The 14,515-nt window shown below is 61.5% G+C and carries 16 protein-coding genes and 1 pseudogene; 13 read left to right on the forward strand and 4 right to left on the reverse strand.

Annotation, left to right across the window (positions count from 1 at the left end):
• Positions 1-2 precede the first annotated feature (2 nt).
• From G3O00_RS09680 to G3O00_RS09725, 10 genes are all read left to right on the forward strand, one after another.
• Positions 3-506, forward strand: coding sequence for a phage major tail tube protein (locus G3O00_RS09680; protein WP_206142844.1), 504 nt, complete (start codon positions 3-5; stop codon positions 504-506).
• A gap of 97 nt (positions 507-603) precedes the next feature.
• Complete coding sequence (locus tag G3O00_RS09685) at positions 604-906, forward strand: phage tail assembly protein (protein ID WP_205816820.1); 303 nt, start codon at positions 604-606, stop codon at positions 904-906.
• An 80-nt stretch (positions 907-986) separates the two neighbouring features.
• Positions 987-3,425 carry a phage tail tape measure protein gene (locus G3O00_RS09690; protein WP_206142845.1) on the forward strand — a complete coding sequence of 813 codons (2,439 nt, stop codon included), beginning with the start codon at positions 987-989 and terminating at the stop codon, positions 3,423-3,425.
• A gap of 10 nt (positions 3,426-3,435) precedes the next feature.
• Positions 3,436-4,314, forward strand: a complete 879-nt coding sequence (locus G3O00_RS09695; RefSeq protein ID WP_206142846.1) for a phage tail protein — start codon at positions 3,436-3,438, stop codon at positions 4,312-4,314.
• On the forward strand, positions 4,289-4,495 hold the full coding sequence (locus G3O00_RS09700) for a tail protein X (protein WP_205816817.1): 207 nt from the start codon (positions 4,289-4,291) through the stop codon (positions 4,493-4,495). The genes G3O00_RS09695 and G3O00_RS09700 overlap by 26 nt, the downstream gene beginning before the upstream one ends.
• Positions 4,496-4,504: 9 nt before the next feature.
• Entirely contained in the window at positions 4,505-5,554 is a 1,050-nt protein-coding gene (locus tag G3O00_RS09705; protein WP_206142847.1) for a contractile injection system protein, VgrG/Pvc8 family, read from the forward strand.
• A gap of 77 nt (positions 5,555-5,631) precedes the next feature.
• Positions 5,632-5,916, forward strand: a complete 285-nt coding sequence (locus G3O00_RS09710) for a phage holin family protein (RefSeq protein ID WP_206142848.1) — start codon at positions 5,632-5,634, stop codon at positions 5,914-5,916.
• Between the two features lie 2 nt (positions 5,917-5,918).
• Positions 5,919-6,413 carry a glycoside hydrolase family 104 protein gene (locus G3O00_RS09715; protein WP_206142849.1) on the forward strand — a complete coding sequence of 165 codons (495 nt, stop codon included), beginning with the start codon at positions 5,919-5,921 and terminating at the stop codon, positions 6,411-6,413.
• Positions 6,410-6,904, forward strand: a complete 495-nt coding sequence (locus tag G3O00_RS09720) for a DUF2514 family protein (RefSeq protein ID WP_206142850.1) — start codon at positions 6,410-6,412, stop codon at positions 6,902-6,904. The genes G3O00_RS09715 and G3O00_RS09720 overlap by 4 nt, the downstream gene beginning before the upstream one ends.
• A 167-nt stretch (positions 6,905-7,071) precedes the next feature.
• Complete coding sequence (locus G3O00_RS09725; protein WP_206142851.1) at positions 7,072-7,863, forward strand: DNA adenine methylase; 792 nt, start codon at positions 7,072-7,074, stop codon at positions 7,861-7,863.
• A gap of 65 nt (positions 7,864-7,928) precedes the next feature.
• Here G3O00_RS09725 and G3O00_RS09730 read toward each other — a convergent pair whose 3' ends face one another.
• Complete coding sequence (locus G3O00_RS09730) at positions 7,929-8,315, reverse strand: hypothetical protein (protein WP_206142852.1); 387 nt, start codon at positions 8,313-8,315, stop codon at positions 7,929-7,931.
• Between the two features lie 252 nt (positions 8,316-8,567).
• Between G3O00_RS09730 and G3O00_RS09735 the strand changes: the two genes are divergently transcribed.
• Both G3O00_RS09735 and G3O00_RS09740 read left to right on the forward strand, forming a co-directional pair.
• Positions 8,568-9,065, forward strand: coding sequence for a glycoside hydrolase family protein (locus G3O00_RS09735; protein ID WP_206142853.1), 498 nt, complete (start codon positions 8,568-8,570; stop codon positions 9,063-9,065).
• Entirely contained in the window at positions 9,062-9,487 is a 426-nt protein-coding gene (locus G3O00_RS09740) for a lysozyme inhibitor LprI family protein (RefSeq protein WP_206142854.1), read from the forward strand. Before G3O00_RS09735 ends, G3O00_RS09740 begins: the two co-directional genes overlap by 4 nt.
• A 128-nt stretch (positions 9,488-9,615) precedes the next feature.
• On the opposite strand, the gene G3O00_RS09745 is transcribed toward G3O00_RS09740, so the two are convergent.
• Both G3O00_RS09745 and G3O00_RS09750 read right to left on the reverse strand, forming a co-directional pair.
• Positions 9,616-10,371 (reverse strand): DUF4393 domain-containing protein, encoded by a 756-nt coding sequence (locus G3O00_RS09745; protein WP_206142855.1) that lies wholly within the window; start codon positions 10,369-10,371, stop codon positions 9,616-9,618.
• Between the two features lie 346 nt (positions 10,372-10,717).
• On the reverse strand, positions 10,718-13,360 hold the full coding sequence (locus G3O00_RS09750; protein WP_206142856.1) for a hypothetical protein: 2,643 nt from the start codon (positions 13,358-13,360) through the stop codon (positions 10,718-10,720).
• A gap of 713 nt (positions 13,361-14,073) precedes the next feature.
• On the opposite strand from G3O00_RS09750, the gene G3O00_RS43295 reads away from it, so the two are divergent.
• Positions 14,074-14,286 (forward strand): hypothetical protein, encoded by a 213-nt coding sequence (locus G3O00_RS43295; RefSeq protein WP_241025067.1) that lies wholly within the window; start codon positions 14,074-14,076, stop codon positions 14,284-14,286.
• Here G3O00_RS43295 and G3O00_RS43300 read toward each other — a convergent pair.
• Positions 14,283-14,515 (reverse strand): annotated as a pseudogene (locus G3O00_RS43300) (hypothetical protein); the annotation flags it as partial. The gene G3O00_RS43295 and the pseudogene G3O00_RS43300 overlap by 4 nt on opposite strands.

Below are 14,515 nucleotides of genomic sequence, written 5' to 3' on the forward strand. Positions count from 1 at the left end.
CGATGATTCCGGAAACTCTGTACAACTGCAATACGTTCGTCGATGGCCGTAGTTACGCGGGGCGTGCGACGAGCATGACGCCGCCGAAGCTGAAGATCAAGACGGACGACCACCGGGCCGGCGGGATGGACGCTCCGATTAAGGTCGATCAGGGGATGGAAGCGCTCGATGCGTCGTTCGCAATGTCGACAATGGAATACGAGGTGCTGCGCTTCTTCGGTCTGGTCGATCAAGGCGCGTTCAACGGCGTCTTCCGCGCGGTGTTCATGGACCGTAGCGGCAAGACGAAAAGCGTAGCTGTCTATCTGCGCGGCATGCTGTATGAAGTCGATCCGGGCGACTGGAAGCCCGGCGACAAGGTCGAAGCGAAATTCAGCGTGTCGTGCGACTACTACAAGCTGGAAGTCGCTGGAGCGATCGTGCACGAGATCGATATTCTCGCGTGCAAGCGCGTGATCAACGGTGTTGATCAGCTCGCCGAAGTTCGTATGGGACTCGGCATGTAAGTGCCTCGCGTTCGTCATTCGACGGACACGCAGCAAAGCTACTTTGTTCAATCAATGGCGAGCCGATGGCTCGCCATTTTTCTTTTCAGGAACCGCAATGGAAAAGGTCACTGTCCCGCTCGTCTATCCGATCAAACTCAACGGCGTGGAGTGCGACAAATTCACGATGCGCCGGCCGAAGGTGCGCGACATGCGCGGTGCGCAGAAGCTCGCACCGAACGATACCGAGCAACAGGAGCTGATCCTGTTCGCGACGCTTGCTGAAGTTGCACCGGACGACATCGAAGAGATGGATATGGCCGATTACGAGCGCGTGCAGGACGCGTACTACTCCTTTCGATCCGTACGCAAGGGTGGACAGAAAGACGCTCAAAGCGCTGGCGAAGCGGCTGGTGCGTGAATACGGCATGTCGCCGACGTCCATCGACGAGATGACGATCGACGACATGCTCTGGTGGCTGACGGATTGAGGGGGCCGGGATGGTGAAAGACTTAGCGCTTGGCATCGTGATCGGCGGGGCGGTGTCGGCGACGTTCGGGAAGGCGATCACCGACACGTCGTCGAAGATCGACGCGATGAAGAAGCGGGCAAACGACTCGCGGCTCTGGCAGCGGCAGGTCGGCGAGACGATGCGCCTGCAGGAAGAGTTCCGCCGGTTGCATTTGGCGGGCGACAGCGCGGCGGATGGCATCCGTCGCAAGCTCGAAAGCAATCTGAAGGCGCTGCGAGACGCGGGCATCGAGGTCGGTCGGCTCGATCGCGCATACGCGCAGCTCGGCCGGACGGCTCGGGGGTTGGATCTGCAGGCGTCCGGCCGTGCGCGGCTGGCAGCCGGACAAGAGGCCGGGCGTGGCGTGATCGGCGACGCGATGAAGCTAACGGCGGCCGTCGCGGTGCCGGCGACGATCTCGGCCAACTATCAGGCGATCATTCGCGACATCGCGATCAAGGCCGGCATCGCGCGCACGCAGGAAGAGGCTGCAATGGGCGCGCGTATTCGGCGCGACGCTGGAGCGAACGGCATCGGTCGCAACGAGCTTGCCGACGCCGTGAACCAGATGGTTGCGGGAGGTATGGATCTCGGTAAGGCGCTCAACTTCGCGCCGCTGGTCGCGAAATTCTCGATCGGCCAAGGGGCGACGTCGGTCGAGACTGCGAAGATGATCCAAGCGCTGCAGCAAAACGCGGAGATCGTCGACCCGCGCCAGATGTCGAAGGCGCTCGAAGCGATCGCGTATCTCGGCAAGGAAGGGTCGTTCGAGTCCGTCGACATGGCGCGGTGGTTCCCGGTGCTGCTCGCCGAAATGAAGAAGATCGGCATCACGGGGCAGGACTCGGTGACGCAGCTCGGGGCAATGCTCCAGGTGCAGATGAAAACAGCCGGCAGTTCCGACGAAGCGGCGAACAACCTGAAAAACTGGTTCTCGAAGATCGGTTCGGGCGAGACGGAACGCAACTATGAGAAGGCAGGCGTCGACTATCAGGCAAAGATGCGCGAGGCGATCGGCAAGGGCTGGTCGACGCTGGAGGCGTCATTCGTGCTCGCTCGCGCGTACATCGAGCGTGTCGACCCGGCGAAGGCGAAGCAGCTCGCAGCGGCTGCCAAGCAATTCAATTCGGAAATGGACCCGGCCAAGCGTCAGGCGCAGATGGCTGCGTTTGCCGACACGATGAAGACCGGCGACCTGTTCAACGACATGCAGGTCAAGGCGGCGCTGACGGCTTACATGCAGAACGCCGAGCTGTATTCGAGCCTGAAGCGCAACGCGCAGCAGGCGAGCGGTGAGATCCAGAAGGATCTGGAGGACCGTCGCGAGACGTCCAAACAGGTTTGGGGCGAGGTCGGGCAGCAATGGGACGACGCGATGCGCAGCATCGGCGACGCTCTGCGTCCGATCACGGATCGCGTTGGCGAGGCTACGAAGGGGGCCGGGAGCGGTATCCAGTCCGCAGCCGATAGCGCTCCGAAGACGACTGCTGCTGTTGTCGGCATTGCCGGCACGGTTCTCGCGGTGCGCGGAGCAAAGGCACTTTGGGGCATCGGGCGCGGCTTGTTCGATATCGCGCGGGGCACGTTGCTGGCGCGTGGTGGTGGTCGCGGGGCCGCAGGGAGGGCGGGGGCTACGGGCGGGGCGGTCGGGCGTGCGTTGGATGCGCTCGGCGGGGCCGCTGGTGCCGCTGGTGGCGTGCAGCGCGTGTTCGTCGTGAACATGCCCGGCGGCGGCTTCGATGGTGGTGGGCTTGGTGACCTGGGTGGTGGTCGGCGAGCCGCGCGTCGAGCTGCGCGTCGGGCGGCGGCTCGGACGGGGCGGATCGGGCGGCTCTTCAACGCGGGACGTGCTTTGTTCGGTCGAGTTGCGCCGTGGGCGGGGAAGCTGGCCGTGGCGGGGACCGTGCTGAAGTTTGGTCTGGCGGCTCGCGAAGCGTACGCCGTCGCGTCGAGCACGGATACGAACGAGAAGAAGGCGACTCGCTTCGCAGGTATCGCCGGCAGTCTCGCGGGTGGCGTGATCGGCGCGAAGGTCGGGGCGACGATCGGAGCGCTCGGCGGCCCGATCGGATCGGCCGTCGTCGGCGTGATTGGCGGGGCGCTCGGGACGTTTGTGGGCGACAAGGCACTGAGCGCCATCGCGAGCAAGTTTCTGGGGCAGAAGCCTGACGAGACGCCCGCGAACACCGAAGCGGCGGCCAAGGCGGCGAAGGCTGCCGAGACTCCTGCGGCAGATGCCCGATTCGGGCCGCGTATCGATCAGCAGAACACGTTCGCGCCGGTCTTCAACGTGAAGATCGAAGCAAGCGATACCGAGATGGCGAACAAGTTTCTCGCGCAAGTCAGTCCGCAGTTGACGCGGATGATGGAAGAGCAGCAGCGCAAGACGAACAGTCGAACGGCAATGTTCGACTCGCCGCATATGTAAGGGAGGTGCTATGGACGTGATTCGACAGATCACGGGGGCGGCGACGCAGGCGGGGATCGCGACGGAGCGCGTGCGGCAGATGGTCCGAATATTCGATCGAAACCGCGCGGCGAGCATGGCGACGATCGATGTGCTGCAGCGTCTTGCGACCGGCAACCTGAGCAGCGCAGCCGAGCTGCTGACGGGCGCGACGAGCGCCCTGTCGGTGGCGTCGGATCTATTTCCACAGGTCGGTGCTGTCCTGCGTAGCTTCAACGCGACGCAGGCGTCGATCGGCTCGATTCTGAAGGCCGTCGACGGATCGAATTTCCCCCTTGTGCGGGCTGCCGCCGACAGCGTGAAGTCTGCATTGGGTGGGGCGTGGAATCAGTTCAACGCGGCGGTCGGCCTGAAAGATTCGGCGGTGCTTGACGTAATCAAGTCGACCGGCGTCGGCTCGATGCTGTCGGGTCTCGTGGACGGAGCGTCGTCGAGCACGCCGCACCTGATGTCGATGACGACGGATGCCGGCGACGCATTCCACTTCAACCTGTCGACGGCCGCTCACGACAAGCTGCGGCGAGCGACGCGGTATCGCGTCGCATCGCAGGAGCGCCTGAACCGTCAGGAGGCGCTGCAGCCCGTTAGCGAAGGGGGAGAGACGATCACGCTGTCGGGCGTCGTGTTCCCGGCGCTCGGGGCCGGCACGAAGCAGATCACGCGGCTGCGAGCGATCGGCGGCCGGATGAAGCCAGTGCAGCTCACGACCGGCGACGGTGAAGTGCTTGGCCGCTGGCTGTTGCAGGCGATCGAAGAGGAGCAGGAGGCGCTGCTCGCGGACGGCTTGCCGCGTAAGCAAACATTCTCGGTGGAGTTCGGTCGCTATGGCGAAGACTTTAAGAACGTCTGATGGTGACGTGCTCGACACGCTTTGCTATCGCTTCTATGGAACGTTGCAGGGCACCGTCGAGGCTGTATATGAGGCGAACCCGGGGCTGGCGAATCGACCGCAGCCGTTCCCGTCCGGCGTCGAGATCCTGATGCCGGATCTCGACGCGCCGCGCGTCGAGTCAGTCCAGCTCTGGACGTAGGGAGGTGCGATGGAAGCTATCTTTCAGGTCGTCGCGAACGGCTCGGACGTGACCAAGGTCATTCAGGATCGCGTGCTCGAGATTCGAGCGATCGACAAACCCGGTCTAGACGCAGATGAATGCACGATCACGCTCGACGATCGCGACGGCCGCATCGATTTTCCTCCGAAGGGCGCGACGTTGAAGGTGTCGATCGGATGGGAGGGGCAGGGGCTGTCGATGCTCGGCGAGTATGCCGTCGACGAGGTCGGTGTGCGTGGGCCGCCGGCCAGCGTTGTGATCAAGGGCAAGCCGGCGAACATGCGCGCGACGTCGAAAACGCAGCGAAATGGGAGCTGGTCGAATGCGAAGCTGGCCGACATCGTTGGCGACGTCGCGCGTCGCAACAAGTGGTCGGCCGCGTGTGACGTCGACGTCGTCGTGCCGCGTATCGACCAGTTTGGCGAAAGCGATCTGCACTTCATCACGCGCGTTGCTCGCCTGTACGGCGCGACGGCGACGGTCAAGGCCGGCAAGCTGATCGTGCTGCCTCGCGGCGCTGGTAAGAGCGCGAGCGGCAAGCCGCTGCCGATCGTCACGCTCACGCCGGGCGATCTGCTCGACTACGACATCAACTTCCCGGATCGCGCGAGCTTTGCGGCCGTTCGCACGAAGGTGCACGACCGCAAGACGGGGAAGAAGATCGATCTGACGATCCCGAATCCGGATGCCCCGCCAGGTGCGTCCGCGGTGCATACCGAACGGCATGCGTTCGCCAGTCCGGAAGCCGCGAAGGCCGGTGCGACGTCGCGACTGGCGACGCTCAACCGCCATACGTCGACGAGCCGGCTGACGATGCGCGGCCGCGCAGATCTGTCGGCGGAAAAGACGGTCGCGCTGAAGGGGTTCAAGACCGGTGTAGACGGCGAGTTTCTGATCGAGTCGGTCGAACACACGTTCGCGTCGCGCGGGTGGATCACGGTCGTCTCATTGAACGGAGGGAACAAGGGGAAGGCGAAGGTCGGGCACAAGAAGAAGTCGGGCAAGAAAATCACTCTGGTGGTGCCGGCGCCGCAGTAACGCGTCAAGCACCGTATTTACAGGCCGCTCACGGGCAACCGGGGCGGCCTTTCTTTTTATCGGGCTAAGGGGAACCGATGCAAGACCACGAAAAGACGATTCTGGAGCTGATCATCATGGGCGGACTGATCGGCATTGCGAAGGTATTGGTGGGCGGGGAGCAACTGACGATTCGGCTCGTCGCCGGCCGGGCCATGTTGGGGTCCGCCACGTCGATGGTGGCCGGCATTGCGCTGCTGCAGATCCCGGATCTGCCACCGATCGCGCTGTTGGGTCTCGGGAGCGCGCTCGGCATTGTGGGGTCGCAGTACCTCGAAGTGCTGTTGCGTCGGAATGCGAAGCGACTGTTTGGGGAGAAGTGAAGATGGCACGAATGAGTGTTGCCTGTGCAGGCGGAAAGAATCGGGTGGCGTTTCTCGACGCCATCGCGGTCAGCGAGATCGGCACTGCGCTGCTGGCGAAGTCGGACGACGGTTACAACGTGCTGGTCGGTGCTACGGCGTCGCGGCCGCTGCTGTTCTCGAACTACGCGGCGCATCCGAACGTCCTCAACCGGCAGATCCGGGTTCCGTCGACGGCGGCCGGACGTTATCAGATTCTCACGCGCTGGTGGCGGATCTATCAGGCGCAAATGAAGCTGCCGGACTTCGGACCGGTATCGCAGGATCGGTACGCGCTGCAGCAGCTTCGTGAACACGGCGCGTTGTCGTTGATCGATGCCGGGCGGTTCCGCGAAGCCGTCGCGAAGGTGTCGAACGTATGGGCCAGTTTGCCGGGGGCGGGGTATGGCCAGCATGAAAACGACATCGAGAAATTGCTGGCGGCGTATCGCGCGGCCGGCGGGGAGGTGGTCGCATGACATGGATCGATCCGCGTATCTGGCTGGTCGTCGTGGCCGGCGTGATAGCCGGCTCGGCCTGCGGGTACGTCAAAGGACATCGTGACGCCGATCAATCCGCGAAGGTTGCGGATCAGGCGAGGCAGATCGACGACCTGGCGAACGAGCGTAACGAGTTTCGCCGTCGACTGGCGGCACAACAGGAGATCGCAACCGATGCTGCGAAAGAACGTGATCAGGCGGTGGCTGATGCCGCTGCTGCTAGTGGAACTGCTGACGGGCTGCGTAAGCAGGTCGCCGGGCTTATCGCCGACGTCCGGCGTGCCGGCGTTACCGGTGGAAGCACGACAGCCGGTGACCCCCTCGATCTGCTTGCCGACGTGTTCGGCCGGGCTGACGAGCGCGCGGGAGAGTTGGCGAGGATCGCTGACGAGCGCGGCATCGCCGGCCGGCAGTGCGAGCGCAGTTACGACGCGTTGATCGGGGACGCGCAAACCAATTTGCCGCAGTAGCGCGGCAATCGAGGCCGAGCGGTCTCGAAAGAAACAGGGCGGCCGGCGGGATGTTAGAGCATCCTGCCGGCCGCCTTTCCACTGTCTGAGCCAGTGAATTAGCCAAGGCCCTGCTTACCTACGTAGGCGGGCCGGATTCTACACCAAGTTTAAAAACGGCTTTCACAATGGCAAATCCCATCATTCCTTGGATCGGCGGTAAGCGCCGTCTTGCAGATCACCTGATCCCGCGCTTCCCCGCACACGACTGCTATGTCGAAGTGTTTGCAGGCGGGGCCGCGCTGTACTTCATGCGCCCGCCGGCGAAGGTAGAGGTGATCAACGATGTCAACGGCGAGCTGATCAACCTGTATCGCGTCGTGCAGCATCACCTGGAGGAGTTCGTGCGCCAGTTCAAATGGGCGCTGACGAGCCGTCAGGTGTTCGAGTGGTTGAAGCTGACAGTCCCTGAAACCCTCACTGATATTCAGCGCGCGGCTCGGTTCTACTACTTACAGAAAAGTTGCTTTGGTAGCAAAGTCGCAGGCCAGACATTCGGGACAGCGACGGAAACACCGCCGAAGCTCAATCTGCTGCGTATTGAGGAGGACCTGTCTGCAGCACATCTTCGACTCGCTGGGGCGTATATCGAGCGCCTCGATTGGGCCGCGTGCATTGATCGGTACGATCGTCCGCATACGCTGTTCTATCTCGATCCGCCGTATTACGAGACGGAGGGGTATGGCGTTCCGTTTCCGTTTGCGGAGTACGAGAAGATGGCGGAGCGGCTACGGACAATCAAGGGGCGGGCGATCGTCAGTCTGAACGATCATCCTGACATTCGGCGCGTGTTTGATGGGTATCACATTGAGGCGGTGCCGATCCAGTACGTCGTCGGCGGAGGTAGTAGAGCGGTGAACCGTAACGAGCTGATCATCTTCAGTTGGGATGACGCAGCCCAACCTGTGGGACTGTTCTAACCGACGATGCCGGCGCGATTTATCGTGCCGGCATCACATTCACAGGTTGGCGACGGCCGGCAGCGTCAATCGAAGCGAGCACCATCAATCATGCGGCGGAGTTGGTCGAGTGCGAACGAGTCTGGATAGCCGTTCTTCTTCAACTCCAGCTCGGCGGCGCAGACCATTTTCTCCATGAGCCGCAATGTCCGGCGTACATGCACGACTTCCAGCATGAATCGCTGTTCGAGCGTCAGCGCACGATTTTTCTTGTAGGCGGTCGCGCTCCACGCGTCGCGCAACTCCTCCCATGTCAGGCGTTGGAACTCAGGCAGCTTAGTTGCCTTGTCGGAGCCTGGATCTGGTTCGCCGGGGACGTCGTGGAGCCGGCATTTCATGGCTTCGTGTGCGCGCCACTCATCAGAGAACGGAGCAACGGATGCGCGCGGGTTGCCCATGCGTCCGACCCGCATGATCTCTTGTCGATTTTGTTTGACAGGCGGCGTAGCGGGGCTGCGTATTGCAGCTCGTCGGCATGATCGAGGTACGCGATCATTCTCGTGGCATTGCCGGTCAGGGTGAGATGGCAGCGATGCCAAAGTGACTTTTATGCTGTCCTGCCTCTAGCCTTCTTGCTGTTTCGCGATTGTGGTCCTCAGCAAGTGGTAAAGTGCCTCGACCACGCGGAGTCGTGGGATACGAATATGCGCTTTGAGAGGGCGACGATGGCAAATGAAAATATGCGGTTAAGCGAGGCCGGCTGGGCTGCACTGCGGACGCGGGAACAGGCGGTCATGGCCTATTACAACGATCAGGCGAACAACTGCACCTTTGGGGTGGGGACGCTTGCGCATACGGGGCCCTGCACCCCCGAGGAGCTGCGTCGCCCGGTAACAGCCGCGCAGGTGAATGCGCAACTTGCGACGGGCGTGGGCCGAGCGGAAGCCCAGGTGCGTAGAACCGTGACCCAGCGAGAGTTGACGCAGGCGCAGTTCGACGAACTCGTCAGCTACACCTACAACGCTGGCAATACCGGGGCCGTGGACGCACTACATGCCGCGAACCAGAACAACGATGCCGGCGTTGTGTCCCACATGAATCAGCGTGTCTACGTTCATCCGCGCGATGCGCATGGTCGTCGGCTTCGTGCGGTCCGGTCGAACGGTCTCGTGAACCGGCGGCGGTTGGAGACCGCACCGTTCCAGTCGCAGGGGGCGCGATGAGGAAATCTTTCCTCTGGGTGCTTTTGATCGTATCGGCTGCTGCGCATGCCGAGCAAACCCCGGCCGATGAAATCGCGGCACGCAGCGGTCTACCGGCAAGTGAAGTAGCCGAGCTGTTGAACAATTGCGATGGCAGTCAGACCAGCATGAACTTTTGTGCGTGGCGTGACCAGATCGTCGCGGAGCGTCAGCTGCAGCGGGTCGTCGACAAGCAGATTGAAGCGCATCCGGAGCGCAAGGCTGCGCTTGAGGCAAAGATCGCAAAGTGGAAGAAGGCTCGAGACGCATCGTGCGAGAAGTCCTCGCGTAAGGAGTGGGGGGATGGGTCGATGCGGCCGGCGGCGCAAGCGACCTGTGCTGCGATCGTGACGAATAAGATGACGCAGAGGCTATCTGCGACCGCGACTCGAAAGCCGAAATGAGCGCGTAACGCAGTGCTCAATCGATGTTCCAGAAGCGCAAAAGCCCGCTGCGAGCGGGCTTTTTTACATTTCGAGGATTTGCAGCAGCAGGGGCAATTCACTGCCCCATTTTTGCATGCGTAGTGTTGCTAGTTTTCATCCAAGCACGCTCGATGAAACAGTTCTCCTAAGCCGTTGAGTGTTATGAACCAAAAGTCGAACCCGACTTCTCTCACGCCTTTGAACTGGTCGAGTCGCGGCTCGTCGGTATATGAAACGATGCCCAACGAGACTAGGTGCTCGATGTACGTATACAACAATTCGGGCTGACCGAGTTCTTCTGGGCAGACCGATATCGATTCGAGTAATTGCTTGTGCCCTTGCGGCATGCTGGACGCGTTGATTAATGCAGCTCGAGCGCTTTTGAGTAGGACGACTTGACCTCTTTTGAGGGGGCGCAGGTATGCTGAAGGTTTTGCGTGAGCGATCTGCCTTATTAATACTGCTTCGTCCGGTGCAAGCTGACCAACAATTTGTACGAATGCTGGGTGCGCCTCGCCGACTCGTTCGCGGTCCATTGCACGTGCCAACAAATTCACGAACATTTGTCCGACAACGCTTTTCTCGTCGTGGAATTTCAACTGCTCGACAATTGGCAGAGCTAGGGCCTCAATTGGCACTGTTCTTCGCTCTTCCGGGACGCGGTCAATTGATCTGCGAAGATGTCGCGCTAGCCTATCTTGATATGTGGCAAGGTACTGAAGCGGAAAGAGGGCGAGTCGAAGAGCCTTGATCACATCCTCGCCGAACTTTCCCGTTTCCTTCATGGCTGGTGAAATCGCATCGTCATAGCCCGCCTTGACGACTTCGGGTGGGATTGCCTTCAAAAGATCTACGTCATCCATGTTTGTGCGCTCGTCGCAAAAGTTCGTACTTGTATCCTACAGCGAATCGAGTCTATCGAGCACGGTGCAGAGTGCAGGTGCTGCAGTGGATTGCGAGCTTATGTGACCGGGAAAAGTTGCTTTGGCTGCCCGAGTTTACCAGCGGCCCACACGGGTTCGCTGGAGTTCGCCGTTCGGCCAGTTGCGGGAGGCCACGACCGGCAGCTGCCGGCCATGTGCGGTCACCCGTCGATCACCATGCACGGACGTGCGAGGGGCAGTTCTGCTCCGTAAACCGCCTTGCAGACGCGCGTTGGATACTCGGCGAGCCGCCGGCCGTGAACCGCGACTTCCACTAGGCGGCGGCTTAGATCTCTCTCATCAGGTCCGCGATGCGCCGCGTGAAGCCATCGTCACCTCGGTCCAGAATCGTCCCCCACAGCGCAAAACTGACGGCCGAGCGCGGCAGTTTCCAGGGCCGCTCGTATTCCTTGGCCGGAAACTTGCCTGAACGCACGGACTCCAGCCGGGCCGCCGTGCGCTTGACCAGCATGTCGGAGGCCTGCTGGCGGCTGACCGGATACTTCTGCTTGTAGTCGCTGGCTGACATGGCACCGAGGTAAGCCACGTAGAATGTTTGTGAGACGGGCAACTCATTGACGAGAGCGCGCGTGAGGTCCGCCACCTCCTCGGTGTCGCGTGGCTCGGGCCAGCCGCGTTCCTCAGCGAGAAAGCAGAGATATTCGACGACCTCACCCCGTGCTATCTCGGACGCGAGAGGCAGCACGTCCTCGTACCAAGACGGCGGGATCTCCCCGTTCAGGCCACGCAGGCGGTTAACCAGCGCTTCACACGATGGCGAGAGCAGCCACCTCACGCTTGCGAAACGCCAAGCCTCGACTTGGCCGTCCTTGAAGGCAAACGCATCGGTGCTGGTTTTGGGGTGGACGGTGACAAGCCCGGCGTTCAGCAAATCGAAGAGCACACGGCGGCAACCGACGGCAGGGGCAAAGGGGACGGTGCTGCCCCCGAACGGTGGCAACTCATCGTCACCGGGTTCGGCGTTGGCGCATCGGAAGAGCGCGAGCAGCGCCACCGCCGCGCGCAGCGAGATGTCACCCGGCTCGACGCGGCCACTTACGAGTGGCGGAAATGTGGACAGTTCCTCGCGAATCATTCGCCGTCTGGCATCAGCAACGTCTTCACAGCGCTTCTGCGCATTGACCAGAGCGTCGGCGAGCTTTTGTTTCCGCTCCGATTCGTTCTCCGGAAATTGCGCCACGAAGCCTGCAATTTCCTCGAGGAATGGCGCGTCGACGACCGCATTGCAGAGCAGAAGCGAGTTGAAGATCGCCGAGTAGTGCGCGGGCGCTTTGGCAAGGGTTCGCTGATAAGCGGCGCGCGCCGTCGCACCTTGTTTCATCCAGTGGGCAGACAGTCCGAAATAGAACTGGACCTCGGGGCGATCGTCTCCCGGCGAGACGACTTCCATCAACTGGAAGTACTCGTCGCGCACATCGTTCGAAACAAGGTCGGCGACGATGCTTTTAACCAGGTCGTAGGCACTCGGCGCAGGCACTGGGTGTTCCTTCAGCCAAGCAGCGACGCCGCCAGCAAAGGGCTTCAGCGACTCCACCTCGACGCACGCGAGATCAGTTGTCAACTCCCCACGAGTCACGGCGTACTGGACTTGTCGAGCCGCCCATTCTGAGGCGATCCACCGGCTACCGATTTCGGCCCAGTCAGGGTCGGCGCGATAGGCCTGAATCGCGGTGTGGAGCGATAGCAGTCGCCCAGCGAACTCGCCTTCATAACCCGAAATATCGCCGAGCACGTCGGCGAGCTCATCCCAGAAGGCGGTCGGAAGATCCGCGAGTTCAACGTCGTTATCGGTTTGATCGTCGAGCATTGAATCCACTATGCAGGCGCGAAAATAAAGACGCGTACGTCCGCCTGTGGCGTTGGCGAGCATCGGCAGAAGCGGCTGCAGGTCGCCAAAGGACCAGACGCTGCCCGACTCGTCCCAACCTGCCCCTGCCACCGGCATGGCTTCGTTGAAGAGCTCCGACGCACCGAGCGAAAGGCCGTAATGCCTCGCCTCGAGAGCCGCGATAAAGCGATCCCCGAATGCGCTCACGCTATCCGGCGCGACAAGGCACGCTGCCTCAAGCGCGGCGAGGCTTGCGACGACACGGTGTTCTTCGTGAGCGGCGTCGCCGATCAGACGATCGAACGCTGACATCGTGTCGGGAGCGTTCGATTCGAGCGCGATGACACACCGCGCGAAACCAATTTGAAAGAGCAGATCGTCGGAAGGCTGCTCGCTACGGCGCTCCCGCGCTTCGAGCTGGCTCAGGTAGTCGAGCGCTTCGGCCGCTTCCCCAGCGTCTGCCGCAACCTTGGCGGCCTCCCACAGGTAGCGCGGCGCTGGCGAACGACTCGGCCACGCCTTGAGCAGCGCATACACTTCGGCTGCGGTGGCGTCTGAGAACCTCATCTCGCGAATGACGGCGAGACGAATAAATTGGTTAGCTGGGTGAAGCACGAGCAGGCGCTGGAGATCACGCCGGCGCTGCTCCCGGTCATCGAAGTCTTCGGGCCAGAATCCCTGGGAGCGAGCCACGGCCGCGATCCGGGGCACCGAGTCGGCAGCGATCACAGCCTTCAGGCGTGGCCACATCGCTGCCATGTCAGCTTTCTTGCGCGTGTAGTCGGAATCGATAACGATCAGCTCACACAGCAGGCCAATCCCGTCCTCCTCAAGCTCCGCCTCAAGATCAAACAGGCGGATTCGTGCGTCCTCGTAGTCTCCCGCCAGCCACTGGCAGAAAGCGATTTTCGTGGCGATTCGCGGGATCGTCGCGTCCAGCTGGTAGTAGCCTGAAAGCGCCTCGTCGTACTGGTTACGGACCAGGCACGCATCGGCGGCACTCTCAATGCCTGCTTCCGGATCTGGTGGAACCGTTTGCTCGAGCAGGGACGACAGCGTAGGAATGTGGGTGGGTGTCATGGCTGTGCAGCAAAGGATCGTTCTTCTTATGCGATTGGCGGTCGCCTCGCGCAGGCTTCCAATGTCTGACGATTCTACAGGTTTGGCGTAGAAAACCAGTGCTCAGAGAGTCCGACGCGCCAGGACGCGCAGTCACACAGGGCGACCTTCGTCCGGCAGCTGACCAAAGTCCCAACCGGCCGCGAGGCGATACATGACGCCTCGTTGCAAAGCGCCCGCCCATATCATCGGCGCTTGGTCAGTCCGCGATCATGCCGCCAAGGCACAAGTGCACGCGCCGCGCGAAGTCGGGAGCAGCCTTTCTCGCGGCGTCCATCGTCGGGAAGCTGCGCGCGACAAACCCCAGAAAATGCAGACTTAACCCGCCAGCATCGTCCGTTCTTGCGACAAGGCGTTGCCATGCCGAACTCCCATGTTCCGATGCGACTGCACGAACGTTCGTTGTACCTTGAAAGCCGCCCAAATTGTCACGCCGGGTTGACCGTCGGCACTTTCCGGCGCTGCGGGCCTCAGGTTCATCTCGATGCAGCCGATAACCCTGTTGGACCCATCTTGTGCCAGAGACGTCCGTTTCTTTCCCCCGTCCTCACATTTCCCCCGAGGGCGGGGCTTTTTGCGTAGGCACGGCCGTCGAGGCACCGTTGCCAATGTTCTGGCATCGATCGGCTATATTGAAAATGCCTCGGAGACAACAACATCGGACGGGGGATGATATGAAAAATGAAAGCTTTGATAAGTCTGGGCCGGCGTGGGGCATAGTCGCTGGTCTGATTCTGGCCGTCGTCGGAACGAGCATGGGACTTTTCCCCAAACTTCTACATAGCACGGGTATGCTGAATGATTTCGTTGCGTCCGGCGTGGCGATGGTAGGGATTTTCCTCTTCGTCTATGCAGTCCACGAACTGCGCAGGAACCGTCGGCCTTAGATGGTGGAGTAGTCGCCGCAGGTGTCTATGAGAAGGTCGTCGACGATTATTTCACCTGCAGAGCGGCCAGCGCGTAAAGCGTCGAGTCCATCGGCAAACAGCTTGCCGTGGTCGTCGATCAGGCGGTCGAGGTTCAGGCACTTTTCGACGAAATGAAGAAGGCGCTTGCCGAAGAGGCCTGCCGATTCGTTCAGAAGGTTGTACTCTTCGACGAATTTCGTGCAAAATC

Origin of the sequence: Burkholderia sp. Ac-20384 (genome assembly GCF_017104605.1) — a bacterium.
GTDB classification, from domain to species: Bacteria; Pseudomonadota; Gammaproteobacteria; order Burkholderiales; family Burkholderiaceae; genus Burkholderia; species Burkholderia lata.

Excerpts from the sequence above, each read along its gene's own strand:
- G3O00_RS09685 (WP_205816820.1), top strand. The coding sequence starts at position 604 with ATGGAAAAGGTCACTGTCCCGCTCGTCTATCCGATCAAACTCAACGGC.
- G3O00_RS09700 (WP_205816817.1), top strand. The coding sequence starts at position 4,289 with ATGGCGAAGACTTTAAGAACGTCTGATGGTGACGTGCTCGACACGCTT.
- G3O00_RS09715 (WP_206142849.1), top strand. The coding sequence starts at position 5,919 with ATGGCACGAATGAGTGTTGCCTGTGCAGGCGGAAAGAATCGGGTGGCG.
- G3O00_RS09740 (WP_206142854.1), top strand. The coding sequence starts at position 9,062 with ATGAGGAAATCTTTCCTCTGGGTGCTTTTGATCGTATCGGCTGCTGCG.
- G3O00_RS09710 (WP_206142848.1), top strand. The coding sequence starts at position 5,632 with ATGCAAGACCACGAAAAGACGATTCTGGAGCTGATCATCATGGGCGGA.
- G3O00_RS43295 (WP_241025067.1), top strand. The coding sequence starts at position 14,074 with ATGAAAAATGAAAGCTTTGATAAGTCTGGGCCGGCGTGGGGCATAGTC.
- G3O00_RS09745 (WP_206142855.1), bottom strand. The coding sequence starts at position 10,371 with ATGGATGACGTAGATCTTTTGAAGGCAATCCCACCCGAAGTCGTCAAG.
- G3O00_RS09680 (WP_206142844.1), top strand. The coding sequence starts at position 3 with ATGATTCCGGAAACTCTGTACAACTGCAATACGTTCGTCGATGGCCGT.
- G3O00_RS09750 (WP_206142856.1), bottom strand. The coding sequence starts at position 13,360 with ATGACACCCACCCACATTCCTACGCTGTCGTCCCTGCTCGAGCAAACG.
- G3O00_RS09720 (WP_206142850.1), top strand. The coding sequence starts at position 6,410 with ATGACATGGATCGATCCGCGTATCTGGCTGGTCGTCGTGGCCGGCGTG.
- G3O00_RS09725 (WP_206142851.1), top strand. The coding sequence starts at position 7,072 with ATGGCAAATCCCATCATTCCTTGGATCGGCGGTAAGCGCCGTCTTGCA.
- G3O00_RS09695 (WP_206142846.1), top strand. The coding sequence starts at position 3,436 with ATGGACGTGATTCGACAGATCACGGGGGCGGCGACGCAGGCGGGGATC.
- G3O00_RS09735 (WP_206142853.1), top strand. The coding sequence starts at position 8,568 with ATGGCAAATGAAAATATGCGGTTAAGCGAGGCCGGCTGGGCTGCACTG.
- G3O00_RS09690 (WP_206142845.1), top strand. The coding sequence starts at position 987 with ATGGTGAAAGACTTAGCGCTTGGCATCGTGATCGGCGGGGCGGTGTCG.
- G3O00_RS09705 (WP_206142847.1), top strand. The coding sequence starts at position 4,505 with ATGGAAGCTATCTTTCAGGTCGTCGCGAACGGCTCGGACGTGACCAAG.
- G3O00_RS09730 (WP_206142852.1), bottom strand. The coding sequence starts at position 8,315 with ATGCGGGTCGGACGCATGGGCAACCCGCGCGCATCCGTTGCTCCGTTC.